Origin of the sequence: Spartinivicinus ruber (assembly GCF_011009015.1) — a bacterium.
Taxonomy (GTDB): domain Bacteria; phylum Pseudomonadota; class Gammaproteobacteria; order Pseudomonadales; family Zooshikellaceae; genus Spartinivicinus; species Spartinivicinus ruber.
This window is the reverse complement of record NZ_CP048878.1, coordinates 4,096,761-4,123,314: the sequence shown is the minus strand read 5'-3', so window position 1 is coordinate 4,123,314 and position 26,554 is coordinate 4,096,761. Positions and strand designations below refer to the sequence as shown.

Genomic DNA, 26,554 nt, shown 5'->3' with positions numbered 1-26,554 from the left:
GCAGCAAGACAATTTTTAGGCAAAGCCCAAAGATTGCTTCTTATCTGGATTCATTGGCGGTTATAATAACCGTTTTGCTTATGCTACGAAATATTTATCTCAGTGATTGGGTAGATAGTTTTAAGGTGGCAGCAATCCATCATAATTTACGGGCGAATATTAGCCCCGTGAGGTAAAGCTTTTAATTATTATGGCTACAAACGACGCTGAAAATAAGGTGATAAAACCAACTAACTTTATTCAACAAATTGTTGAGCGTGATCTGACGGCTAGCAAAAATGATGGCCGCCTCCAGACTCGTTTTCCACCAGAACCAAATGGTTATTTGCATATCGGTCATGCAAAGTCGATTTGCCTTAACTTCGGTTTAGCTGAGCGTAATGGTGGTGCCTGTAATCTGCGCTTTGATGACACTAATCCAGAAAAAGAAGAGCAGGAATATATTGAGTCAATCAAGCAGGATGTTGAATGGTTAGGGTTCCAGTGGCAGGGTGAACCACGGTTTGCTTCCAGCTATTTTGATCAGTTTTATCAGTATGCCATTGACCTGATAAATGCAGGGAATGCCTATGTTTGTAGTCTTAACGCTGACGAGGCGAGGGAGTATCGAGGTACATTAACTGAGCCTGGCAGAAACAGTCCTTATCGGGAGCGCTCTGTTGAGGAAAACCTGACGTTGTTTGAACAAATGCGAGACGGCAAGTTTGATGAAGGTGCTCATGCCTTGAGGGCTAAAATCGATATGGCCTCGCCTAATATGAATTTGCGAGACCCGATCATTTACCGTATCCGTAAAGCAGAGCATCACCAAACAGGCGATAAGTGGTGTATTTATCCGATGTATGATTTTGCCCATGGATTGTCTGATGCAATAGAAGGTGTTACCCATTCTATTTGTACTTTGGAGTTTGAAGATCATCGGCCCCTTTATGACTGGTTTTTAGATCAGTTAAATGTGCCATGTCATCCTCAGCAAATTGAGTTTGCACGATTGAACTTGAACTACACCGTCACTAGTAAGCGCAAGTTAAAGCAGTTGGTAGATGAGCAAATTGTTGATGGCTGGGATGACCCAAGAATGCCAACCATTGCTGGTATGCGTAGGCGAGGATATACCCCAACGGCTGTGCGCAACTTTTGTGATGCCATTGGTGTCACCAAAAGTGATGGGGTGGTTGATGTAGCGATGCTGGAACATGCTTTAAGAGATGACCTTAATCAGCATGCTCCTAGGGCAATGGCCGTGTTGAGGCCTCTTAAGCTGGTCATTGAAAACTATCCAGAAGGGCAGGTAGAAATGCTGAAGGCACCCGTGCACCCACAAGATGAAAGCCAGGGTACTCGCGAGTTGCCATTTGCCAGAGAAATTTATATCGATCAGGAAGACTTTAAAGAGCAGGCAAACAAGAAGTTTAAGCGTCTTGTATTAGGTAAAGAAGTGCGGTTACGTAATGCATATGTGATTCGGTGTGATGACGTCATTAAGGATGAAGAGGGTAATATTACTGAGCTGCGCTGCAGTTATGATGCTGAAACATTAGGCAAAGACCCAGAGGGGCGCAAAGTGAAGGGTGTTATTCACTGGGTAACCGTAGAGCACTCTATACCTGCTGAAGTGCGACTATATGACAGGCTGTTTAATGACCCCAATCCAGATGGTCATAAAGAAGCAGATTTTAAAGATTTTCTTAACCCTGAGTCATTAACCGTATTAGAAAACTGTCGCCTGGAACCTGGGCTAGCGACCGCCTCGCCGCAATATGCTTACCAGTTTGAGCGGGAGGGCTACTTCTGCTTAGATAGCAAAGCGGCTAAGTCTGGACAGCGCGTATTTAACAGGACGGTCACTTTACGTGACTCCTGGGCCAAGATTGAAAAAAGCAGTGAAAGCTAAAAGAAGGATAAATTGGCGTGTTGCAAATTTATAACTCTCTTACCCGAAAAAAAGAACCTTTTCAGCCATTAATGCCTGGAAAAGTATCCATGTATGTGTGTGGAATGACCGTATACGACTACTGTCACCTTGGTCATGGTCGGGTATTCGTTGCTTTTGATGTGATTGTTCGTTACTTGCGGGCGAAAGGTTACAACGTTAATTATATTCGTAATATCACTGATATTGATGACAAAATCATTCGCCGGGCTCAGGAAAATAACGAAGATTGGCGGCTGCTAGTTGATCGTTTTATTGGCGCGATGGACGAGGACTTTACAGCACTAGGTATTCAGAAACCGAATCTTGAGCCTAAAGCAACAGAACATATTGATCAAATTGTTGCCATGGTGGAAACCCTGATTAGTAACGGCATGGCTTATGCTGCTGACAACGGTGATGTTTATTATGTGGTAGAAAAGTTCGATCATTATGGCCAGCTTTCTGGCAAAGTACTGGATGAGCTACGCTCTGGCGCGCGAGTTGAAGTAGATGAAGTGAAACGAAATCCACTGGATTTTGTGCTTTGGAAAGCAGCCAAGCCAGGTGAGCCTGCCTGGGACTCTCCTTGGGGTAAAGGTCGGCCAGGCTGGCATATCGAGTGCTCTGCTATGTCTACCTGTTGCCTGGGTAATACCTTTGATATTCATGGAGGTGGGCCTGACCTTAAGTTTCCTCATCATGAGAATGAAATTGCTCAATCTGAAGCGGCTACCGGTGAAAAGTACGCTAATACCTGGATGCATGCAGGGCCGTTGCGTTTGAATGATGAGAAAATGTCCAAGTCGCTTGGCAACTTTTTTACCATTCGCGATATTTTGGCAAAGCACCCTGCTGAGTTGGTTCGGTTTTATTTATTGGCCAGTCATTACCGTAGTCCAATGAACTATACCGAAACCAGTATAAGCGAAGCGTTTAGTGGACTGGAACGACTTTATACAGCATTGCGAGGGCTTAATCTGTCGTCTGAAGTGACTGCCAGTCTGTTTTCTGAGCGATTTAACCAGGCCATGGATGATGACTTTAATACGCCGGAAGCACTAGCTGTTATGTATGACTTAGCTCGTGAAGTTAACCGTATGCGTAAGGCCAATAACCCTGATCAGGCAGCTACGTTAGCGACAGAGTTAAAAAAGCTGGGTGATGTGCTGGGTATTCTCCAACAAGAGCCTGAAACTTTCTTTAAAGGTGAAGGTGAGCAGTCCATTGATGCTGGGCAGATTGAACAGTTAATCGTACAGCGCAATCAAGCCCGAGCTGATAAAAACTGGACAGAAGCAGATCGGGTTCGTGATGAATTGCAGTCCATGGGTGTAGTATTGGAAGACAGTCGGGAAGGAACAAGCTGGAAACTGGATCGGTAACTATTGGAGAGGTTTTCTTCAAAATAACAAAGGCCGTATCATGCGGCCTTTGTTGTACCTGCGGTAAGTTGATCGTTATTAATTAATAGTCATGTAATTCAGTTGCCGCATAATAGGTATTTTCAATCAAGGTAGCCACGGTCATTTGTCCAACACCACCTGGTACAGGGGTAATCCAACTCGCTCGTTGTTGAGCTGCAGCAAATTCAACATCACCTACTAGTGTGCCGTCCTCAAGTCGGTTGATTCCTACATCAATTACAATTGCACCGGGCTTTATCCACTCGCCTTTGACTAAGCCTGGTTTACCAACACCTACCACGACAATATCGCCACGGCAGACTTCAGCAGCTAAATTTTTAGTGAATCGATGGCATGTAGTCACCGTGCAGCCAGCAAGCAGCAGCTCTAGGCTCATTGGTCGGCCAACAATATTAGATGCGCCAACTATCACTGCATGCATACCATGTAAGCCAACACCTGTCGTTTCCAGTAAGGTCATAATACCTTTGGGGGTGCATGGCCGGAGTAGTGGCATGCGCGTTGCCAGACGTCCCATATTGTATGGATGGAAGCCATCGACATCTTTATCAGGACGAATGCGCTCTAATATTTTTTCGGGTTGAATATGGGCAGGCAGAGGTAATTGTACCAAGATTCCATCAACAGTCTGATCGTCATTTAGCTCATCTATTAGTCCAACTAAATCTTGTTCAGTCGTGGAGTCAGGCAGGTTAAATGACTTAGAAAGAATCCCTGCTTTTTCACAAGCCTTCTTTTTATTGCCAACATATACGGTTGAAGCAGGGTCATCGCCTACTAGAATTACAGCCAAGCCTGGGCGGCGAAGTCCTGCTGAGGTGCGAGCTGAAATGCCCGCGGCAACTTTGTTAATAACATTTGCAGCAATGGTGCGGCCATCAATGATTTGTGCAGTCATAGGAGGGTTTCTAGATTACCAGTTAGAAAGCGCAATAAAGGTATAATTGTGGCATGAATCAGTAAAGAGGCAAAGTAAGGGCTGGTTTAGCTAAAATAAAAGTAATTGGTTAAGGGGCTTTAGGCAGAGACTCAACTAGAGAAGGTGTGCTTAAGTACTGATCATTAATGGATTTTTTATTAAAAAAAGCAAAACAGGCATTGACGGCAGCAGGGAGTGTCAGTAATATGCGCACCACTCGTCGGGCAGCACGGGCTTCACTGAGAAGCTAAGGCTTCGAAATGACTAAGGTCAACCGGGGTATAGCGCAGTCTGGTAGCGCGCCTGCTTTGGGAGCAGGATGTCGGGAGTTCGAATCTCTCTACCCCGACCAGATTGATCTCTTAAGTATGGCCTGGTAAGTTAGGCGCCCGTAGCTCAGCTGGATAGAGCATCCGCCTTCTAAGCGGATGGTCGCAGGTTCGAGTCCTGCCGGGCGCGCCATAAGGCGAGAGATGTATTGGTTGAGATGCCAAGTATGTAGTAGATTTGTACGATGCAGTGGTGGGCGTAGCTCAGTTGGTAGAGCTCAGGATTGTGACTCCTGCGGTCGTGGGTTCGAATCCCATCGTCCACCCCAATATTTAAAGTTTGTTATAGTTTTTGCGGAAGTGGTGAAATTGGTAGACACGCTGGATTTAGGTTCCAGTGCCGAAAGGTGTGAGAGTTCGAGTCTCTCCTTCCGCACCAATTAATTTGAAATGGGGATAAGCGTGCTTATCCCCATTTTTGTGTTAATAGGCGAAATTTTAGAGGGGAATGGGACTATCCCATTGATAGTCGAGTGAGAATTTGTTTTATTACGCCCTTCTAACAGTTTTTAGGTTTAACGAGGAACAATCATGCAAGTCTCACTTGAAACAACTTCTGGCTTAGAGCGTCGCATGACTATTGTTGTACCTGCGGAGCAGGTAGAAAGCAAAGTTATGGAGCGGCTTAAAGAGACTGCCAAACGGGTGCGCATTGACGGTTTTCGCCCAGGTAAAGTCCCTTTAAGTGTAGTTAAGCGCCGCTATGGTAAAGCGACTCGACATGAAGTTGTAGGTGATGTGATGCAAGCTTCATTTGTTGAAGCTATCCAAGAAAAGTCACTTAATCCAGCCGGTATGCCTTCAGTAGAGCCGACTAAAATGGAGCCGGGTGAAGACTTTGAGTTTGTTGCTACGTTTGAAGTGTATCCTGCCATAGAGCTTGCTTCTTTAGCTGACATTAAAATCGAAAAGCCTGTTGCTGAAGTTACAGAAGCTGATTTAGACAAAATGCTCGAAAACCTCCGTGAGCAAAACAAGGTCTGGCAAGAAACTGATCGTGAAGCAGCTAATGGTGATCAAGTTACTATCGACTTCATGGGTAAAGTCGGCGGCGAAGCGTTCGATGGTGGCTCTGCAGAAAACCATGATTTAGAGCTAGGCTCTGGTCGCATGATTCCTGGTTTTGAAGACCAGTTAACTGGTGTAAAAGCAGGTGAAGAAAAAACCATTCAAGTAACTTTCCCTGAAGACTATCAGGCTGAAGAGCTAGCTGGCAAAGCTGCTGACTTTGATATTACTGTAAAGAAAGTGTCGGAGTCTATTCTGCCAGAACTGAATGATGAGTTTTTTGTCAAGTTTGGTGTTACTGAGGGTGGATTTGATAAATTCCGTGAGGAAGTGAAAAAGAACATGGAGCGTGAGCTTCGTCATGCCATCAAAACCAAAGTTAAAAACCAAGCCATGGATGCTTTACTTGAAGTAAACCAGGTAGATGTACCAAAAGCATTAACTGATGGTGAAATTGACCGCTTGCGTGAGCAGGCTGTTCAACAGTTTGGTGGTGGTCAACAGATTGATCCAAAGAACTTGCCAGCTGAGTTGTTTACAGAACAAGCCGAAAAGCGTGTTGCACTTGGTTTGTTAGTGGGTGAGCTGGTTAAAACCAACAATATTGAAGTTGATGAAGCTAAGGTAAAAGAGACAATTGAAGATGTAGCTTCTGCTTACCAAGAGCCAGAGCAAGTGGTTAACTGGTATTATAATAATGAGCAGCAGCTTAACGAAGTTCGTTCACTCGTCTTGGAAGATCAGGTGGTTGATACTATCCTCAAAGAGGCGGAAGTGACAGAAGTGAAATGTGGCTATGAAGAAGCCATCAAGCCAGCGCAAGCTAAAGACGAGAAGGCTGAAGAGCCTGAAGCAAACACTGACGACGGCGCAGAAGAAGCTTAACCCTGTGAACCCTTCCTGAAGTACCGGTCAACTAGACCGGTATTTTATTTCAGCTCCGTCAAATAGGGAGTGATGCAACGAAATGTCTAAAATCATTACCGGTGGACATGCCGATCCCATTACATACTCTGGACTAGTACCTATTGTTGTTGAACAAACAGCACGTGGTGAACGCTCCTATGATATCTATTCAAGGCTGTTAAAAGAGCGGGTGATCTTTTTGATCGGGCAGGTTGAAGATCATATGGCTAACTTGGTAGTGGCTCAGATGTTGTTTTTAGAGTCAGAAAACCCTGATAAAGATATCCATCTTTATATCAACTCGCCTGGTGGTTCCGTGACAGCTGGTATGTCTATCTACGATACCATGCAGTTTATAAAACCTGATGTTAGTACGATGTGTATTGGTCAGGCTGCAAGTATGGGAGCATTGTTGTTAACGGGTGGTGCAAAGGATAAGCGTTATGCGCTGCCGCATTCAAGATGCATGATCCACCAGCCTCTGGGTGGTTTCCAAGGTCAAGCTTCAGATATTGAAATACATGCCAAGGAAATCATTTCTATTAGAGATAAGCTAAATCATGTGCTTGCAAAGCACACTGGCCAGCCACTAGAAGTGATTGAGAAAGATACTGATCGTGATAATTTCATGGATGCTTCTCAATCAGTCAAATATGGCTTGGTTGATGCAGTACTGGAAAAGCGTGCTGCACCAGAATAATCTAAGCTTAAGGTAACAGAGGGGAGTGTATCCCTCTGTTTTTCACACTTCTACTTGAAAACTAGGCGCAAAGGCTGCATCTTTGGATGTAGCTGAAATAGTTGTCTCAGTAGGATATTTAGAATGACTGACGAAAAAAATGGCAAAGGTGAAGATAGCGGTAAGCTACTTTACTGTTCTTTTTGCGGCAAAAGTCAGCATGAAGTTAGGAAGCTTATCGCCGGGCCCTCTGTATTTATTTGTGATGAATGTGTAGATCTGTGCAACGATATTATTCGTGAAGAGGTGCAGGAGAGTAGCCCAGATAGTTCCAGCGACAAATTGCCGGCTCCAAAAGAAATTAATGCAATTCTGGATGAATACGTAATTGGTCAGGCGAGAGCCAAGAAAATCCTCTCGGTGGCTGTGTATAATCACTACAAGCGCTTACAAAGAGGCGGCAAGAAGGACAAAGAGGATGTTGAGCTAGGAAAAAGCAACATCCTGCTGATTGGGCCAACAGGAAGCGGTAAAACGCTGCTTGCTGAAACACTTGCCCGGCTTTTGAATGTTCCCTTTACGATTGCTGATGCCACAACGCTGACAGAAGCAGGTTATGTGGGAGAAGATGTAGAGAATATCATTCAAAAACTGCTGCAAAAATGTGACTATGATGTGGACAAGGCCCAAATGGGAATAGTTTACATTGATGAAATTGATAAAATTTCTCGCAAGTCAGATAACCCATCCATTACACGAGATGTGTCTGGAGAAGGGGTGCAACAAGCCCTCTTAAAATTGATTGAAGGAACTGTTGCATCAGTGCCGCCGCAGGGTGGACGCAAGCATCCTCAACAAGAGTTTTTACAAGTAGACACGTCGAATATTTTGTTTATTTGTGGTGGAGCGTTTGCTGGGCTTGATAAGGTCATCAGAGATCGCTCTGAAAAAGGTGGCATTGGATTCTCTGCTGAAGTGAAGAGCAAGGATACCAGTAAAAAAGTGGGTGAAACCCTTAAGGATGTAGAGCCTGAAGACTTAGTACGCTATGGCTTGATTCCTGAGTTTGTTGGGCGTTTGCCAGTCATTGCTACTCTGGATGAGCTTGATGAGCCTGCCTTAATACAAATTTTGACTGAGCCAAAAAACTCTTTAGTTAAGCAGTATGGCAAGTTATTTGAGATGGAAGAGGTTGAAATTGATTTTAGGGAAGAAGCGCTGAGTGCCATTGCGCAAAAAGCAATGGAGCGAAAAACAGGAGCGCGGGGACTCCGCTCTATTTTGGAGTCGGTGCTGCTGGATACAATGTATGATATTCCCTCTCAAGAAGATGTTAGTAAAGTGGTTATCGATAAGTCAGTGATAGATGGTGACTCTGAACCATTACTGATTTATGAAAATAGTGAGCAGCAAAAAGCGTTGCCAGATGATTAATTCAACTATAATTTAAATGGGGCCCTAGTGGCCCCATTTTTTTTGAGATGGCTCATTGCCTGTCGGTGTGAGTACAGGATTGTAGTGGAATCAAGGGTAAACTTGTTTTTCATTGCTTCGTCCCCATGTTATAACCAAGGTTTGTTGGTAAGAGCCTAGTTCTGTTAGTTATTTGAAAAATGCAGTGCTATAAGCTGGCTAATGTGAGTGAACCTACAGACTAATTTTGCTCAGGTAGTATCTACTAAGCCATTAGTAACAGGTCTAGTGGTGGCAGCTAAATCGTTGCAGGTATGAACCTTAAGACAGGTTAAGTACAGTAAATAGCACAACAGCAGATTTTTTGGAAAGAGTGGTTTTAATTGGCTGGCTGCTATTAGTAAATGACGTCAACTGGGCTGACTTAACATAATGAATTCACTAGCTGTATAGTTGCATACAGCAAAAAGTAGTTACTAGGGGGCTACTTATGGAGACATACGATATCTCCGATCGACCTGATAGATTTGAGTTGCCGTTATTACCCTTAAGGGATGTTGTGGTATATCCCCATATGGTTATTCCATTGTTTGTAGGTCGTGAAAAATCGATCAAAGCATTGGAAGCGGCTATGGATAAAGATAAACAAGTACTGCTTGTTGCCCAAAAAGATGCTTCAGATGATGAGCCTAATCAGTCAGATATCTTTGATATTGGAACGGTATCGACAATCTTACAGTTACTCAAACTGCCCGATGGCACTGTTAAACTCCTGGTAGAAGGTGGTCATCGAGCCCGAATTGAAGACCTTTCAGGTGACGAAGGTGATTATTACAGTGCTTGGGTAACACCACTAAAAACAATTGAAGCACAAGAGAGAGAGTCTGATGTTCTGACTCGCTCACTGATTTCCCAGTTTGAACAGTATGTGCAGCTTAGTAAAAAAGTACCGGCGGAGGTGCTTACGTCACTATCCTCTATTGATGATGCTGAGCGTTTGACTGACACCATTGCTGCACATATGGCACTTAAAGTTCATGAAAAGCAAAAGATTTTAGAGATTGATGACCTTCATAAGCGAATTGAACACCTGATGGGGATCATGGAGTCTGAAATTGATCTGATGCAAGTTGAAAAGCGCATCCGTGGCCGGGTGAAAAAGCAGATGGAGCGGAGCCAGCGTGAATATTATTTGAATGAGCAGATGAAAGCCATTCAGAAAGAGCTGGGTGATATGGATGAAGCGCCCAATGAAACTGATGAGCTACAGGCTAGAATTGATTCTTCTGGGATGACCAAAGAAGCCAAGGAAAAAGCCAGTTCTGAGCTGAATAAGCTACGGATGATGTCGCCAATGTCAGCAGAGGCTACGGTGGTGCGTAGTTATATCGACTGGATGGTGAATCTACCTTGGAAAAAACGTAGCAAAGTACGTCATGATTTAAAGAAAGCAGAGCAAATACTAGAAACTGACCATTATGGTTTAGAGGAAGTCAAAGAGCGTATTTTAGAATACTTGGCTGTACAACAGCGGGTAAGAAAGCTAAAAGGGCCTGTTCTTTGCCTGGTTGGCCCCCCAGGAGTAGGAAAAACCTCCCTTGGTGAATCTATTGCCAGAGCTACTAACCGTAAATTTGTCCGAATGGCATTAGGTGGCGTACGTGATGAAGCTGAAATACGCGGCCATCGTCGTACATATATTGGCTCTATGCCAGGTAAGTTGCTACAAAAAATGGCTAAAGTTGGAGTTAAAAACCCACTGTTTTTATTGGATGAAATTGATAAAATCGGCTCTGACATGCGTGGAGATCCAGCTTCTGCATTATTAGAAGTACTTGATCCAGAGCAAAACAATACCTTTAATGATCATTATTTAGAAGTAGACTATGACTTGTCGGATGTGATGTTTGTCTGTACTTCTAATTCAATGAATATTCCAGGACCGCTTTTGGATCGGATGGAAGTAATTCGAATCCCTGGATATACCGAGGATGAGAAAGTTAATATTGCATTACGGTATTTAATACCGAAGCAAAAAAAACTTAATGGCTTAAAAGAAAAAGAATTAGAGTTTGCTAAAGACACTGTGCGTGGTCTAATTCGCTACTATACTCGTGAAGCTGGGGTGCGTGGCTTAGAGAGGGAAATTGCCAAAATTTGCCGTAAAATAGTGAAAGAGCATGCGTTAGGGAAAGAAGACATTAAAGATACAGTATTACCTGATCAGCTTGAACATTATTCAGGTGTTAGAAAGTTCAAATATGGTTTGGCAGAAGAGGAAGATCAGGTAGGGCAAGTCACAGGGCTGGCTTGGACTCAGGTAGGTGGAGAGCTGCTCACTATTGAAACCATTGCAGTGCCAGGAAAAGGCAGAATTACTAAAACAGGATCGTTGGGCGATGTAATGCAGGAGTCAATCCAGGCGGCCTTAACAGTAGTCCGTAGTCGTGCACAAGTGTTGGGTATTCCTAGTAATTTTCATGAAAAAAATGATATCCATATTCATGTTCCTGAAGGCGCTACGCCCAAAGATGGTCCAAGTGCCGGCATTGGGATGTGTACGGCTCTGGTATCCGTACTGACAGGTATACCAGTAAAAGCTGAAGTCGCGATGACAGGTGAAATCACCCTGCGGGGACAAGTGTTGCCTATTGGTGGTTTGAAGGAAAAATTACTGGCTGCCCATCGGGGTGGAATTAAAACAGTGATAATTCCAGATGAAAATCAGCGTGATTTAAAAGAAATTCCTGATAATATTAAGGAAGACTTGGAAATCCGCCCAGTGAAGTGGATTGACGAGGTGTTAGGGATTGCTTTGCAATATATGCCAGAGCCTCTACCTGAAACTGAACAAGTAGTAAAAACATCTGAAGATCAACAGGCTAATGAGTCTAATGAGCGTATTAATACGCACTAATTAAGGGTTTACCTTGACAGTCTTAAAAGCGAGTTGGTATAACTCCCCACTCGCTTTGGCATCACGAGTCAGGCGTCTTGTTGAGTTTTGCTGCTTCGTTAAAAAATAAATTATACATTGCGTAAATTAGTAGCATGGTCTGGCAAACAGATTTGTGTTGATGCGCGCTTACTAAACACGGCTTAATGAATGCTGAGTTAAGCGTTTACTAAATATCTCAAAAGAAGGGGAATAGAGTGAACAAATCAGAGTTAATCGATGCAATTGCAGCTTCTGCTGATATTTCTAAAGCTGCTGCCGGTCGTGCTCTTGATGCAATGATCGACTCAGTCACCAAAGCTTTACAAGGTGGTGATCAAGTTGTCTTGGTGGGATTTGGTACTTTTTCTGTCAAAGAGCGTGCAGCACGTACTGGACGTAACCCGCAGACAGGCGAGCCGATTCAAATTCCTGCTGCAAAAATTCCAAGCTTTAAAGCTGGTAAAGCACTGAAGGATGCCGTAAACTAAGCGCCTTCAAGGGGCAGTTAAGTTCAACTGCCCCTTAGTAATTTATGGGTTGAATATTATTTCACCCAAAAGCTTGGAGCGGTAGTTCAGCTGGTTAGAATACCGGCCTGTCACGCCGGGGGTCGCGGGTTCGAGTCCCGTCCGCTCCGCCAGATACTAAAAAGGCGCATCATTTGATGCGCCTTTTTTATGCGCAATACACCCGAAGTGTAGGGTAGCAACAAAATTATTTGTCTGGTTATATTTTCTTATTTATTGTATAAGCCTTTTTTTCGCTTAGAAATACAGTACAGTTGAATACAACATAAAGTAACAGTAACAACTGGCCACCCGGTTGTGCGAGGTTAATATGCTGCAAGGTATCAGGGATAATGCACAAAGCTGGATAACAAAGGTTATTGTTATCCTTATTATATTTTCTTTTGCTATTTTTGGGCTTGAGTCCATTCGCTTGGTTGCTACAAGTAATGGCGTTGTCTCTGTCAATGGCGAAGATATTTCGCCCCAGGAACTACAACGTGCGATGACTGTTCAGCGTAATCAGTTGATAAAGCAAATGGGGGATAATTTTGATCCTTCACTGATCAACGAAGATGAACTACGTTCAAGTGCCATTGAATCATTAATTAACGAAGAACTGTTAGTTCAGGCTGCCAAAGAAGCAGATATGCATGTAACTGAGCAGGTTATTGATGAATATATTTTACGCGATCCCAGTTTTCAGGTTGAAGGTAAGTATAATTCTGAGCGATATCAGTCAGTACTAGGGTCAGTTGGACTTTCTTCACAACAGTTTCGTCAATATTTACGTCAACAAGCACTGGTTGGCCAATATGCAGCAGGTGTCAGTGCTACAGACTTTGTATTGGATAATGAAGTTAATACCGTACTTAAGCTTGATCAACAAACCCGAAGCTTTCAGTACTTTACTTTACAGATGGATAAAATAAAGGCTTCTATTAAACCAACAGAAAACGAAGTAAAGGAATATTACGAAACTAATAAAGATAACTTTAAAACCCCTGAGCAAATCCAGGTTGATTATGTTGTATTAGATCGCGCTAAATATCTGGAGGGTGTAGAAGTATCTGATAAAGAAATTCAGGAACGTTATGATGCACTTGTCGCTGATCTTGAAAAAGAAGCACAAAAGCGTCGTCGAGTTGCCCATATATTATTTGAGATCAATGATGACTTAACAGAAGATAAAGCCAAAGCGTTAGCTGAAGAAGTGAAACAAAAGCTGGCTGATGGCGAAGATTTTGCCAAACTCGCTAAAGTTTACTCCAGTGATAAGGTGTCAGCGGAGAAAGGTGGTGACTTAGGTGTTGTTGAAAAAGGTTTTTTTGGTGAGGAGTTTGATTTAGCCTTGGCTGACCTTAAAGAAGGGGATGTATCTGAGCCAATTAAAAATGACTTTGGTTATCAGATAATTAAAGTGACAGGAGTTGATAAGGCAGAAATACCAAGCTTGGCTGAAAAGAAAGATGAAATAGTTAAGTCTTTAAAACAAGAACAAGTTGAATTGGTTTTTGCAGAAAAAAGAGAAGAGTTTGGTTTAAAAGCCTATGAGTCAGATTCTTTAAAAGCACTGGCAGATGAATATGAGCTGTTGATTGAAACCTCTGATTACTTTGATGCCAATGGTGGTAAAGGTTTATTTGCTAACAAAGCTTTGATTAATGAAGCATTTTCTGAGGCGGTTATTCAAGACTCAGAAAATGGTAAAGCAATAGAGGTTGAAGATGGTAAATGGGTTGTGGTTCGATTAAAAGACCGTAAACCTGCTGCAGTTAAACCGCTTGAGCAAGTAGCAGAGCAAGTAAAAGCAGCGATTATCACTAAGCAAGCTGAAGAGAAAATTAAAACACAAGCTGAGCAACTACTCGCAAATTTAAAAGAGGGTAAAACGCTAGAAAGCGTGGCAAAAGAAACTGAAGTTGAACTTAAAAAAGCAGAGAGCATTAAACGCAATGCAGCTAATTTACCCCGTCAGCTGGTGATGGAAAGCTTTAAAATGCCTCGTCCTAGTGAGGGAAAACAGAGCTTTGCTCAAGCAACTTTATTAGGCGGAAATATAGCCGTCATTGCTTTAACTTCAGTGAAAACACCTGAGCAAGTAAAGGAAAATGAGCAACAAAAGCAGTTTATTTCTCGTTACTTAATGGATCAACAGGGTAGGGAAATGATGGCTTCATTACAAAAAAACTTACGAGATAGTGCGGAGATAGAACGTAACTTATAAGGCTCTTTTATATAAAGCAATAGAAAGAAAAAACCAGGTATAAACTACCTGGTTTTTTTATATTAATAATTCGCAAAAGCCAAAAATTTTTAAATCATACAAGCGGCCTAAATTCATTACTGTGCAAACGATAGAAAACAGCTTTTTATACCCAATGCGTAGGGTTTTTAGGTGAGGCCACCGAGTGATGAAGTTCTATGAGCCTATTGAGATAGGTGATTGGGGTGAGGAGCGATGATAACAAAACTTAAAAATGATTCGCGATGGGTATATGTATGGTGATAGAAATGTTGCAGCAACAGTTTTTGTGTTAGAGGCAAGAGGATAGTTGGCTTGGAGAGTGCCAGAGTTGACACTCTCTTATAGGCTTACTCTTCGTCTAGTGCACCCATCGCTGTAATATTGAAGCCACCATCTACATAGGTGATTTCACCAGAGACACCACTAGCTAGGTCTGAACATAGGAATGCCGCAACATTACCGACTTCTTCAATAGTCACATTACGACGTAAAGGGGTTTGCTTCTCGTTATAGCTCAGCATTTTTCTGAAGCTCTTAATACCAGAAGCCGCTAAAGTACGAATAGGGCCGGCTGAAATAGCATTAACACGAGTGCCATCTGGCCCCATGCTGGTAGCTAAATAACGTACAGAAGCTTCTAAGCTTGCTTTAGCTAGGCCCATAACATTGTAGTTAGGCATAGTACGTTCAGCCCCTAAATAAGATAAGGTTAACAATGCACCATTACGTCCTTCAAGCATTGGCTTAGCAGCTTTTGCTAAAGCAACAAAGCTGTAAGCACTGATATCATGAGCAACCCTGAAGCCTTCACGAGTAGTTACATCAACAAAGTTACCAGTCAGCTGATCACCAGGGGCAAAGCCGACTGAATGCACGACAATATCAATGCCATCCCATTTTTTGTTTAGCTCGGTGAAGACATTAGTAATTTCTTCGTCATTGGTTACATCACAAGGGAAGCATAGCTCTGGACCAGAGCCCCATTCTTGGGCGTATTCCTCTACCCGAGACTTCAATTTTTCATTTTGGTAAGTGAATGCTAGCTCGGCTCCTTCGCGGTGCATGGCTGCAGCAATACCAGAGGCAATTGATTTTTTACTGGCAACACCGACAATTAGTGCCTTTTTTCCAGCTAAAAAACCCATAATAATCTTCCTAAATTAAAGTTAGCCGATGACTATTCTGGACTTGATACCCTTCGCGTTGGCTGGGCACACCAGATTAGCCGTTTAACTTGTTTGTAAAATAGACAATAAAGTGTGGGCAGTATATTGGAATCTGCCTGAAATTGCGAATGTAAATGGATGTAGTAACATGTCACTTTTAATTTGTGGATTCTATAAACAGTTTAATCCCAAGGCTCAATAAGATGACACCAGCTGTAATGGCAGTTAAGAAAGATCAGATAGATTTTTCTCTTCATGAGTATAATCACGACCCTGCAGCAGTATCTTATAGTATGGAAGCGGCCGAAGAGCTTGGCCTGGAGGCTAATAGGGTTTATAAAACACTACTTGTACAAGTATCAGGTATAAGAGCATCACTTGTGGTCTCGTTAGTGCCAGTCAGGACGATGGGTTATTTAGTAAGAGGGATTAGCCCATTAGGGTAGAAAAAAGCGTTACCTTTATTGCTGGATGAATCGGCAGACTATTTTTGTAAGTGGAGGTAGGCGTGGTCTAGAGATTGAATTAACCCCAAGTGATTTGCTCTTGCTTGTTAAAGGAAGAGTAGCCTTGATTAAGAAATCATAAATTGATTACAAAAATGCTGCCTTGAGCAGGGCTTTTGTATAAGGGTGGCTGGGTTGCTGGAAAATATCTTGAGTGTCACCTGTTTCAACGCACTGGCCTTTTTGCATCACCATAATGCGATGACTCATTGCTTTAACAACCGCTAAATCATGGCTGATAAATAAATAACTAAGTTGATACTTTTGCTGTAGATTGCGTAATAAATTGACGATTTGTGTTTGCACTGTGCGATCAAGAGCTGATGTTGGTTCATCTAAAATAATTAATTTTGGTTTCAGGACTAACGCACGGGCAATTGCAATCCGTTGTCGCTGGCCACCGGAAAACTCATGAGGATAACGGTGTCGAATACTAGGGTCTAATCCTACTTCACTGAGAGTTTGACAGATTTCCAGGTCGATGTCTTCAATAGCTAAATGACTTTGGTGAATATTTAGTCCTTCGCCGATTATTTGTGCGATTGACATTCGTGGGTTTAGACTACCAAATGGATCTTGAAAAACAATTTGGATATCGCGACGTAGTGGCCGAAAATCTTTTTGTTTTAGTTGGCTGATTGCTTGGCTATTAAAATGAATATTGCCTTCACTGGGTAGTAGTTTTAATAAAGCAAAGCCCAAGGTTGATTTACCTGAGCCACTTTCGCCAACTACGCCAAGTGTTTCGCCTTGTTTGATAGCTAGGTCGGTTGGCTCAACTGCTTTTACAAAATCGACTGTACGCTTAAAAATTCCTGCAGTTAAAGGAAACCAAACCTTTAACTGTTCTGCAACTAAAATAGTTTTTGCTTCTTTATCAACTGGTGAAGGAGAGCCTGTGGGCTCAGCCTTAATCAGTAATTGAGTGTAAGGATGTTGTGGTTGTTTAAATAAATTTTCACATTCTCCGCTTTCAACAATATGGCCGTCTTTCATTACAGCAACTTTGTGGGCGACATGCTGGACTAAATTAAGGTCATGGCTGATTAATAAAATGGCCATTTCCAACTCATCTTGTAGCTGTTCAAGTAGCTTCAATATTTGCAGTTGTACTGTGACATCTAGTGCTGTGGTAGGCTCGTCTGCAATTAATAATTTGGGCTTATTAGCCAGGGCCATGGCAATCATTATTCGTTGTCGTTGTCCTCCTGATAATTCATGAGGATAAGCATTAAGCCGTTGCTGAGCATTGTGGATTTCGACTTGCTCCAATAGTTGAAGAGTTTGTTGTTTGGCTTCAGCTTTGGTGATTCCGGGGTGATGCAATTGTATAATTTCACCAATTTGCTTAGCAATGCTGTGCAAAGGGTTAAGTGAAGTCATGGGCTCTTGAAAAATCATTGCAATTTCATTGCCCCTGATCTTTCGTATAGATTCAGTAGAAGTGGCGAGTAAATTTTGTTGTTGCCACAGAACCTCGCCACTTACTTGACAGGCAGGTGCAGGGGGTAGTAATTGTAGAATGGATTGAGCAGTAACTGATTTACCTGAGCCACTTTCGCCAACCAGGGCTAATGTTTCACTATGGGCAATGGTAAAGCTGGCGTTATTCACGGCATTGAATGTTTGGTTTGCTTGGTGGAAATTAACTGATAACGCCTTTACTTGTAATAACTGATCACTCATAGCTTGATTTTCCTTGGATCAAAAGCATCTCGGGAAGCCTCACCTATAAAAACCAACAATGTGAGCATGAGGGCTAGGGTGATAAAGGCAGAGAGACCTAACCAGGGAGCATGTAAATTATTTTTGCCTTGGGCAACTAACTCGCCTAGGGAAGGTGAGCCAACTGGCAAACCAAAACCTAGGAAATCTAAAGAGGTTAATGCGGTAATACCAGAGGTTAATATAAACGGCATATAGGTTAATGTTGCCACCATAGCGTTAGGTAAAATATGGCGAAAAATAATTAAGCTATTAGCAAGGCCTAAGGCTCTTGCTGCTCTGACATATTCAAGATTTCTTGCTCGTAAAAATTCTGCTCTTACTAAATCAACTAGCTGCATCCAGCTAAAAAGCAGCATAATACCTAGTAACCACCAAAAGTTTGGGTTAACAAAACTAGATAAAATGATAAGTAAAAATAAAACAGGTAAGTTCTGAAAGATTTCTATTAACCGCTGGCCAATCAAGTCAATCTTACCACCATAAAAACCTTGCATAGCCCCCACAGCAATGCCAATGATAGAGCTGACAATTGTTAAGGTTAAGGCAAATAATACCGAAATACGAAATCCATAGATAATTCGAGCTAATACATCTCTGGCTTGATCATCACTACCTAACCAGTGATTACCATCCGGTGGTGACGGAGCTGGCTGAGGTAGTTCATAAATAATGGTGTTGTAACTATAAGGAATGAGTGGCCATAGTATCCAGCCATTCTTATTGATTAACTCTTGAATGTAGGGGTCTTTATAATCGGTTTCTGTTTCAAACTCACCATCAAATGTTGTTTCGGAGTAACTGACTAAAACAGGGAAATAATAGTTCTCTTGATATTTCAATAAGACTGGCTTGTCATTAGCAATCCATTCAGCAAACAGGCAAATAACGAACAAAATGCAAAACAGCCATAATGAATAATAGCCTCTTTTGTTAGCTTTAAACGCTTCCCAGCGACGTTGATTGATTGGGCTTAATCGCATATGAGTTACCCTTCACGACTTTCAAAGTCAATTCTTGGGTCTATTAGCATATAACTGATATCACCAATTAATTTGAGAATGAGGCCAATCAGGGTAAAGATAAACAAGGTGCCAAAGACTACCGGATAGTCTCGTTGTATGGCTGCCTCGAACCCCAATAAACCTAAACCATCTAGAGAAAAAATGACTTCAATCAGGAGTGAGCTTGTAAAGAAAATACCCACTAATGCGGCAGGAATTTGCGCAATAATAATTAACATGGCATTGCGAAATACATGACCGTAGAGAATTTTATTTTCGGCTAACCCTTTTGCCCTTGCTGTTGTAACGTACTGCTTGTGAATTTCGTCCAGAAAAGAGTTTTTGGTTAACATGGTTAAAGTGGCAAAGCTACCGATTACGATTGAAATAACAGGTAGGGTAATATGCCACAGGTAGTCTAAGGCCTGTTGATACCAATTGAGTTCATCAAAATTATCTGAGGTTAAACCGCGTAAGGGAAACCAATCTAAATAGGTACCGCCCGCTAAAAATACGATAAGTAGAATAGCAAATAAAAAACTGGGGATTGCATAGCCTACAATGATCACGGTACTGGTCCAGATATCAAAGTAAGAGCCATCTTTAACCGCTTTTTTAATTCCCAAGGGGATAGAGATAAGGTAAACCAGTAGGGTACTCCATAAACCTAATGAAATCGAAACGGGTAGTTTCTCAATTATCAGATCAATCACTTTTTTATCATGAAAAAAACTTTCGCCAAAATCAAATTGTGCATAATTTTTTAACATGATAAAAAATCGCTCATGAGCCGGTTTGTCAAAACCATAAAGTTTTTTAATATTTTTAATCAGATCGGGGTTGAGTCCTTGTGCTCCTCTGTATTCACTGGATGGCTGGCCGCTGGCAATGCTATCTGACCCAGCTCCCAAACGGCCACCGATACCAGTATCTAAGCCTTGTAATTTAGCGATCATTTGCTCAACTGGGCCGCCAGGGGCTGCTTGAATAATAATAAAATTAATGACCATAATCCCTAGTAGAGTAGGGATTATGAGGAATAGCCGACGAATAATATAGTCAAACATAAAATTAATGACCAACCATTATTATTTAGAGAGCTTTTTAGCTTTAGTGGGGTCATACCACCAAGTATTTAACCCTACGGTATATTTAGGTGGTTGTTTGGGCATGCCGAATTTATTCCAATAAACTAAACGACTTTGATTAAGATAGTATTGTGGAATAACGTAATGATTCCACAACAGTACCCTGTCAAGTGCTTGAGTACTTGCAATAAGTGTTTTTCTGTCTGGTGCTTGAATAATTTTGCTAATTAACTGATCAACTACGGGGTTTTCTATGCCGATGTAGTTGCGGCTTCCCTTGATATTGGCTTGACTGGAATGCCAATAATCGCGTTGCTCGTTGCCAGGGGAATTAGACTGGGGAAAACCACCAATGATCATATCAAAATCAAAGTTATTACGGCGTTCAATATACTGTTGAGTATCGATTTTACGTATGGTTGTCTCTATACCCATACGCTTCAGGTTTTTTTGAAAAGGTAAAACAATCCGTTCAATGTTGGCTTGGGTGAGTAAAATTTCAAAGGTTAAAGGCTCTCCTTTCGCATTAATTAATTGCTTATTTCTAATTTGCCAGCCGGCTTGTTTGAGTAATCGTAGTGCTTGGCGTAAGTTGTTACGTACATTGCCGCTACCATCTGTTTTGGGTAAGGTGAATGGTTTGGTGAATAACTCGTTTGGTAATTGGTTTTTAAAAGGCTCTAGCAGTGCTAATTCTGCCTTGCTGGGAAGGCCGGTAGCAGCGAGTTCTGAACCAGCAAAATAACTATCTATACGCGTATAGCTATCATAAAATATAGTTTTATTTTGCCACTCGAAGTCATAGGCATAGCCAATGGCTTCACGAACTTTAGGGTCTTTAAATTTACCGTGACGAATATTAAAAATAAAAGATTGCATAGCTGCAGGAGAATAATCAGTAATGCTGGCCTTAATTAAACGGCCTTCTTTTACAGCTGAAATGTTGTATTCGGTAGCCCAGCTTTTGGCACTATTTTCTATTCGTAAATCATATTTGCCAGCTTTAATTGCTTCAATGGCAACGGAAGGTTCTCGGTAATAATCAAACATTAGCGTGTCAAAATTGTTATGGCCTTTATTCACCGCTACATTCTGTCCCCAATAGTCTTTTGCTCGTTCATAGTGAATAGAACGACCAGGGTCTACTTTTGATACTTTATAGGGGCCGCTGCCTAAAGGAAATTCTAGGGTGGTTTTCGTGAAGTCATGAGTTTCCCAATAATGCTTGGGCAATATAGGAAATTGGCCAACAATTAGGATAAGCTCTCGATTAGTTTTAGTATCAAATTCAAATTTAATAGAGTAATTATTAAGCGCAGTCACTGTTTTGACATTATGATAATACGTTTTATAAAGAGGGTGCCCTTTTTCTATTAATAAATTAAAAGTGAAAACCACATCTTCGGCCGTAATAGGGTGGCCATCATGAAACTTGGCATTTTTTCTTAGATTGAAAGTGATCCAAGAGCGATCTTCTGGCCATTCCATTGACTCTGCAAGCAGTCCATACATGGTAAACGCTTCATCATAACTTTGGGCTAATAATGTGTCATAAATATATCCACCTCCTAAATAGGCCATACCTGCTGCTGCAACGCCTTTGACAATAAAGGGATTTAAACTGTCAAATCCACTGCTACTGACAACAGCTTGTTTAAATGCACCGCCTTTGGACGCGTTAGGGTTTGCGTAATCTAAATGGGTGAAATTAGTAGGGTATTTGGGTTGTCCATGCATTGCAATGGCATGGGCTTTATGAACAGCGGGATTTTTAGCTTCGGCTGCCAAAGTAGCTTGTTGGATACAGAGTAGCCAGATAAACTTGATAATCAAAATAAATGCACGGATGTTTTTATTTTTAAACCTCATCAGGTATGTCCCTATGATCGTTTTTTATTTTACCTATCTGTCTTAATCCACCAGTTTTCTAAACCAAAGTAGTAGGGTGGTTGGGTAGTAGGTTTGTTAAATTTATTCCAATAGGCTACCCGATAATGGTCAGTATACCAATTAGGAATAATATAGTGTTGCCACAATAAAACCCGGTCAAGCGCTTGAGTATAGAGCCTAAGTTCTGGTCGGGTTTGTGCTGTAACGACTTTTTCTACTAAGTCGTCAACAATAGAATTTTTAATTCCAGAAAAATTCAAAGCGCCTTTAGTTTCAGCAAACTTAGACTGAAATAAATTTCTAAGACTCTGGTTAGGAGCGAGTGATTGAGTGAAGGCTAAGCTGGTTATATCAAAATCAAATTGATCTAGGCGACGTTTAAACTCGGCACTATCAACTAGCCGAATGGACATTTGTATGCCAATTCGCCTTAAGTTTTTTTGAAATGCTTGCCATACTTTCAATAAACCACGATTTCGTGCAAGCGCTTCAAATTGCAAGGGCTGGTGATTGTTGGGGGTTATTAATTTGCCTTGTTGTAATTGCCAACCTGCTTGTTTTAGTAGTTTTAATGCTTGCCGCTGTTGTTTGCGGTTATGTCCCGTGCCTTGGGTTTTGCTAAGTGTAAATGGTGTAGTTAATACTTTTTTATCAAGCCCTGAATATTGTGACAATAATTGTTTTTCAGCTATAGAGGGTAATGGTTGACTGGCTAAATCGGTGTTTGCAAAATAACTGTTTGTTCGTTTGTAAGCCGAATAAAAATATTGTTTATTAATCCATTCAAAATCGAAAACCATGCTGATGGCTTGACGTACTCGGACGTCTTGAAAAAAAGGCCGACGAGTATTGAAAAAAAAAGCTTGTAAACCAGCAGGACGTTGGTGAGGTACTGTTGCCTTTATAATACTGCCGGAATGAACAGCTTGAAAATCGTAACCTTGTTTCCAATTTTTAGCAATGGATTCAAAGTAAAGGTCATAACGACCAGCTTTAAACGCTTCGAAAGCGACAGTAAGATCTCGATAAAACTCCACCTTTATTTTATCAAAGTTGTAGCGACCTCGGTTTACTGGTAAATCTTTTCCCCAGTAATTTGCTACTCGCTCAAAGATAAGGTAATGACCTGCTTTAACGTCAGTGATCTGATAAGGGCCGCTATTTAAAGGGGGCGTTAAGGTTGCTTGCTTAAAATCTTTACCTTGCCAGTATTTTTTAGAAAATACCGGTAGTTCGCCTACCCGTAAGGCTAAACTCTTACGGTTAGTGCCGCCTAAGGTGAATTTCACTTTACGGGGGCTTACTACTGATGCTGATTGTATATCTTGATAGGCTGCTTGATATCGTGGGTGGCCATGCTTTATTAAGGTGTTGTAGGAAAATACGACATCTGCAGCAGCGACCGGGCTGTTGTCATGGAAGTGAGCTTTAGGGTTGAGATTAAAAATAATCCAACTGAAATCGTCAGGGTACTCGATGGTTTCTGCCAGCAAACCATAAGCTGATTGTGGTTCATCACCCAGTCGGTTTGTTTCGGCTGTGCCCATGAGTAAGGTTTCGTTTAACTCATTAATACTATATTGAAAAAAACCAGGTGTATCCATGGGGCTGATTCCCTTCAGCGTATAGTAATTCAGGGTATCAAAACTCCCATGGCCCATTAACTTAACTTCTCCGCCTTTGAGAGCGCTAGGGTTAACATAGTCAAAATGTTTGAAGTTAGCTGGATATTTAAGTTCTCCATGCAGAGCTAAACCATGGCTAACCGTTATTTGCTCTTTTGGGTAACCTTGCTGGCAAAACAATAAAGCTATGTAGCACAATAAGACAGTATGTGCAGTTGAAACTCCTTTCCATGAAAAAAATTGCAAGACAAGTGACTCCCGTTGGTTTTCTGTAAGTCTAGCAAAGAGTGCAGGGGAGACAGTGAGATGTTGAGAGAGCTAAAATGACAGTCCATTCAACGCCCTTTCAAGTTAGCCACAAAAGTTAATGAGTATGGGGTAAATCTATATGACAGCGATAGGCATCGTTTTAGCTCCTGATGGGCAAGGGATGGCACTTCAAGAGCAGATGAGGAATCGCCCGTTATTCCATATTGAACACTAGAATTATATGCTCAACATGGAGATTGTAGTTAACGGGGTTTAGTTACATCTACAAATAGGGTCAGTAATTGACCTGGCTTCAAGTGGCGTTTTTCAATTTGATTCCACTCTTTAATTTGTCGTATTTTGACATTGAACTTGGTTGCTATTTGATAGAGGGAGTCGCCTCGGCGAACCCTATAGCGAACCTTTCTGACAACTCCATTGGTTGCCTTAGACTTGGGCTGCCAAATCACCAATATTTGGCCTGGCTTCAAATAGTCACCAGGAGCCATATTATTCCATGCAGCAAGTTTACGCATTGATACCCGGTGCTCTCTGGCCACTGACCAAAAACTATCCCCCATTTTAACCTTGTGGACTTTTTTAGTGTGGCCTGGCCGCTGTCGGTGTTGGGATATTTGTTTGCGCTGAGCAGCTGTCAGCGTGTAACTGTTGAGTGACTGAGAGGGTTTGGCAATTAATAAGGTTTGTCCTGCTCTTATAAAATAGCCAGATAAATTATTGGTACGTTTAATCAGGCTAGGTCTGGTATTAAAGCGTTTTGCAATCTTGATTAAATTATCACCTGACTTGACTTGGTAACGGTGCCATTGGAGGCGAGCATTAGTGGGAAGTGTCGCTAGGTTTTGTCTAAACTGATCTGCTTTAGCAACGGGTATTAGAAGATAGTGGGGGCCATTGGGGTCAGTGGCCCATTGGTTAAAAGCAGGGTTCAGCTGGTAAAGCTCATCTAAACTTATCTCAGCTAATTTAGCGGCTTGTGCTAGGTCAATTTGTTGGTCAATTGTGACTTTTGTCAGTCGCTTTTCATCGGTAATTGGAGGAAGTTCCACACCATGGCTAGCTGAGTTAGCTACGAGTGTTGCTAATGCCATCAATTTAGGCACATAACTCTTGGTTTCTTTTGGTAGTGATAAAGACCAAAAGTCTGTGGGTTTGCCTTGAGCTTTATTGTAGCGAATAGCTTTAGATACTGTACCACCACCTGCATTATAAGCAGCTAAGGCTAGCTCCCAATTGTTAAAGCGCTTGTAAAGTTGCTCTAAATAGTTAAGGGCTGCATTGGTTGAAGCAGCAATGTCCCGACGGCCGTCATACCACCAATTTTGCTTTAGCCCAAAGTGTTTACCTGTTTGGGGAATAAACTGCCAAAGCCCTGAAGCTCGACCATGAGAATAGGCAAAAGGATCATAGGCACTTTCAATCATGGGCAATAAGGCCAGCTCTGAGGGAAGTTGGCGTTTCTCCACTTCAGCGAGTACAAAGTAAAGATAGGGCTCAGCCCGTTTGGATAGCTTGTCAAAATAGCGAGGGTGCTTCTTTAACCACCTCACCTCAGCAGCCAAGCGGGGTTGTTTTTGCTCAAGATTTAAAGCCATTCCCTCACGCACTCTATCCCATAAGTCAGTAGAGGCGTTATCAGTTAACTCTTTGCTCGCGAGTTCTTTCGATACTGCTTCAACGGGCTTGTTTATAGAGTCTGAAGAGATGGGGGTTGTCAGGTTATTGTGAAGGCTTTGGGTATCAGAAAAGATGTCCAGCTTCGTTACTGTTGGCAACTGCTGACAGCCTGCCAAGACCAGTAGACTAACAATAGCAATCGGTTTTCCTACAAGTGGAATGGGCTTTCGGTTAAGCTGCGAAAAAGCCTGAGGTGTTTTAATGCGTTTTAACCACTGATGTAACTGCATGAAAACCTGCTATTGAATTCTAACTATACCAACCACTAAAACAGACTAGCCTAAATCCCTGACTTGTTATTAAAGACAGTCTTTATGCTATTTAGTTTATAAAACTAGTTGGCTAATGCCTGTTTGTAAAAAGTGCAAAGCATATCATGAAAAAAGTGAGATGCTGTAATATTTTTAAACTCGTTATTTAAACTTTTTGAAAATAACGGCAGCAATTGACAAGTCTTAAGGACACCTTTTACAGCTTTATTAAGGTGCATTAACTAGGCCTAGAAGTTATCCTTCCAGCGGCGAATCGTGGCAAAAACATCAATCGGATTATCGAGTGGTTTACCGGCATGCTGAGTGGCAGCGGCTTGTACGGTAGTTTGATGGCTGCGAAGGAAGGGGTTCGTTTCCAGTTCTTCGCTTAATAAACTGGGGACAGAGGGCTTAGATTCGGCACGTAGCTGTTTTACTTGCTGAATACGCTGCAGTAATTTGCCGTTATTTGGCTCAACAGCATTGGCAAATTGTAGGTTGGCTAGGGTATATTCGTGGGCGCAGTAAATTAGAGTATTTGCTGGCAATGCTGCAATTTGGCTAAGTGATTGATACATTTGCTGGGGTGTTCCTTCAAACAGTCGGCCACATCCACCTGCAAATAAAGTATCACCACAAAACAGAGTAGGCTGGTCTAACAACTGGTCACTATAATACGCAATATGGCCTCGAGTGTGGCCTCCCACCTCAAGGACCTGAAATTCTGTCCCTAATACACTCAACGTGTCGCCTGCTGACAACGAGTGTTGGATACCCTCTATATGTTCACTGGCAGGGCCATAGGTAATAGCATTATGCTGTTTGACTAAGGCTTGTAAACCCCCTACATGATCATAGTGGTGGTGGGTAATTAAAACGCCTGCCAACGTCAACTGGTGCTGCTTTAGGTATTGATTAACAGGTGTAGGATCCCCTGGGTCAACCACCCAGGCTGTATTGGAATCTGAACAACTGAGCAGCCAAATATAATTATCATTAAAAGCCGAAATGGGGCTGACGTGAATCATTGTTAAGCGTATCCTGTCAATAAAGAGTTGAAAGCAACT

At 42.0% G+C, this 26,554-nt stretch carries 18 protein-coding genes and 5 tRNA genes; 14 read left to right on the top strand and 9 right to left on the bottom strand.

The features are described 5' to 3' along the window. Window positions 1-190: 190 nt before the first annotated feature. Window positions 191-1,894: a glutamine--tRNA ligase/YqeY domain fusion protein gene (locus G4Y78_RS18690; RefSeq protein WP_163834464.1), complete on the top strand. Its 1,704-nt coding sequence runs from the start codon at window positions 191-193 to the stop codon at window positions 1,892-1,894. Window positions 1,895-1,914: 20 nt separating this feature from the next. Next, window positions 1,915-3,297, top strand: coding sequence for a cysteine--tRNA ligase (cysS, locus tag G4Y78_RS18685; RefSeq protein ID WP_163836528.1), 1,383 nt, complete (start codon window positions 1,915-1,917; stop codon window positions 3,295-3,297). Between the two features lie 82 nt (window positions 3,298-3,379). On the opposite strand, the gene folD is transcribed toward cysS, so the two are convergent. Next, the gene (gene folD / locus G4Y78_RS18680; protein ID WP_163834463.1) at window positions 3,380-4,237 is read right to left on the bottom strand and encodes a bifunctional methylenetetrahydrofolate dehydrogenase/methenyltetrahydrofolate cyclohydrolase FolD; all 858 of its coding nucleotides are present in this window, start codon (window positions 4,235-4,237) and stop codon (window positions 3,380-3,382) included. Between the two features lie 296 nt (window positions 4,238-4,533). Between folD and G4Y78_RS18675 the strand changes: the two genes are divergently transcribed. From G4Y78_RS18675 to G4Y78_RS18625, 11 genes are all read left to right on the top strand, one after another. Next, window positions 4,534-4,610 (top strand) — tRNA-Pro (locus G4Y78_RS18675). A 33-nt stretch (window positions 4,611-4,643) separates the two neighbouring features. After that, a tRNA-Arg gene (locus tag G4Y78_RS18670) sits at window positions 4,644-4,720 on the top strand. Between the two features lie 60 nt (window positions 4,721-4,780). Then, window positions 4,781-4,856: transfer RNA gene (locus G4Y78_RS18665), tRNA-His, on the top strand. 25 nt (window positions 4,857-4,881) lie between these two features. Then, window positions 4,882-4,966 (top strand) — tRNA-Leu (locus G4Y78_RS18660). Window positions 4,967-5,118: 152 nt separating this feature from the next. Further along, window positions 5,119-6,480 carry a trigger factor gene (gene tig, locus G4Y78_RS18655; RefSeq protein ID WP_163834462.1) on the top strand — a complete coding sequence of 454 codons (1,362 nt, stop codon included), beginning with the start codon at window positions 5,119-5,121 and terminating at the stop codon, window positions 6,478-6,480. A gap of 82 nt (window positions 6,481-6,562) precedes the next feature. Further along, window positions 6,563-7,201 carry an ATP-dependent Clp endopeptidase proteolytic subunit ClpP gene (gene clpP / locus G4Y78_RS18650; RefSeq protein WP_163834461.1) on the top strand — a complete coding sequence of 213 codons (639 nt, stop codon included), beginning with the start codon at window positions 6,563-6,565 and terminating at the stop codon, window positions 7,199-7,201. Between the two features lie 123 nt (window positions 7,202-7,324). Beyond that, a complete protein-coding gene (gene clpX / locus G4Y78_RS18645; protein WP_163834460.1) occupies window positions 7,325-8,614 on the top strand; it encodes an ATP-dependent Clp protease ATP-binding subunit ClpX in 1,290 nt (429 codons plus the stop codon). A gap of 469 nt (window positions 8,615-9,083) precedes the next feature. After that, complete coding sequence (gene lon, locus G4Y78_RS18640; protein ID WP_163834459.1) at window positions 9,084-11,510, top strand: endopeptidase La; 2,427 nt, start codon at window positions 9,084-9,086, stop codon at window positions 11,508-11,510. 236 nt (window positions 11,511-11,746) lie between these two features. Then, window positions 11,747-12,019, top strand: a complete 273-nt coding sequence (gene hupB, locus G4Y78_RS18635) for a nucleoid-associated protein HU-beta (RefSeq protein WP_163834458.1) — start codon at window positions 11,747-11,749, stop codon at window positions 12,017-12,019. Window positions 12,020-12,094: 75 nt separating this feature from the next. Further along, window positions 12,095-12,171 (top strand) — tRNA-Asp (locus tag G4Y78_RS18630). Between the two features lie 197 nt (window positions 12,172-12,368). Continuing rightward, window positions 12,369-14,264 carry a SurA N-terminal domain-containing protein gene (locus G4Y78_RS18625; protein WP_163834457.1) on the top strand — a complete coding sequence of 632 codons (1,896 nt, stop codon included), beginning with the start codon at window positions 12,369-12,371 and terminating at the stop codon, window positions 14,262-14,264. A 368-nt stretch (window positions 14,265-14,632) separates the two neighbouring features. On the opposite strand, the gene fabI is transcribed toward G4Y78_RS18625, so the two are convergent. Then, window positions 14,633-15,430, bottom strand: coding sequence for an enoyl-ACP reductase FabI (gene fabI / locus G4Y78_RS18620; protein ID WP_163834456.1), 798 nt, complete (start codon window positions 15,428-15,430; stop codon window positions 14,633-14,635). A 224-nt stretch (window positions 15,431-15,654) separates the two neighbouring features. Here fabI and G4Y78_RS31575 point away from each other — a divergent pair, with 224 nt between their 5' ends. After that, window positions 15,655-15,897: a YbaK/EbsC family protein gene (locus G4Y78_RS31575; RefSeq protein ID WP_329604881.1), complete on the top strand. Its 243-nt coding sequence runs from the start codon at window positions 15,655-15,657 to the stop codon at window positions 15,895-15,897. A 147-nt stretch (window positions 15,898-16,044) separates the two neighbouring features. Here the strand turns inward: G4Y78_RS31575 and G4Y78_RS18610 are convergent, their stop codons facing one another. The 7 genes from G4Y78_RS18610 to gloB form a co-directional block, all read right to left on the bottom strand. Next, window positions 16,045-17,643, bottom strand: a complete 1,599-nt coding sequence (locus G4Y78_RS18610) for an ABC transporter ATP-binding protein (protein ID WP_163834455.1) — start codon at window positions 17,641-17,643, stop codon at window positions 16,045-16,047. Further along, on the bottom strand, window positions 17,640-18,665 hold the full coding sequence (locus tag G4Y78_RS18605) for an ABC transporter permease (protein ID WP_163834454.1): 1,026 nt from the start codon (window positions 18,663-18,665) through the stop codon (window positions 17,640-17,642). Before G4Y78_RS18605 ends, G4Y78_RS18610 begins: the two co-directional genes overlap by 4 nt. Before the next feature lie 5 nt (window positions 18,666-18,670). Then, window positions 18,671-19,753, bottom strand: a complete 1,083-nt coding sequence (locus G4Y78_RS18600) for a microcin C ABC transporter permease YejB (protein ID WP_163834453.1) — start codon at window positions 19,751-19,753, stop codon at window positions 18,671-18,673. Window positions 19,754-19,774: 21 nt separating this feature from the next. Continuing rightward, on the bottom strand, window positions 19,775-21,643 hold the full coding sequence (locus tag G4Y78_RS18595; RefSeq protein ID WP_163834452.1) for an extracellular solute-binding protein: 1,869 nt from the start codon (window positions 21,641-21,643) through the stop codon (window positions 19,775-19,777). Between the two features lie 29 nt (window positions 21,644-21,672). Continuing rightward, window positions 21,673-23,535, bottom strand: a complete 1,863-nt coding sequence (locus G4Y78_RS18590; RefSeq protein WP_222937531.1) for an extracellular solute-binding protein — start codon at window positions 23,533-23,535, stop codon at window positions 21,673-21,675. A gap of 266 nt (window positions 23,536-23,801) precedes the next feature. Beyond that, window positions 23,802-25,466, bottom strand: coding sequence for a LysM peptidoglycan-binding domain-containing protein (locus G4Y78_RS18585; RefSeq protein ID WP_230425617.1), 1,665 nt, complete (start codon window positions 25,464-25,466; stop codon window positions 23,802-23,804). Between the two features lie 269 nt (window positions 25,467-25,735). Then, window positions 25,736-26,515 (bottom strand): hydroxyacylglutathione hydrolase, encoded by a 780-nt coding sequence (gene gloB / locus G4Y78_RS18580; RefSeq protein WP_163834451.1) that lies wholly within the window; start codon window positions 26,513-26,515, stop codon window positions 25,736-25,738. Window positions 26,516-26,554: the final 39 nt, after the last annotated feature.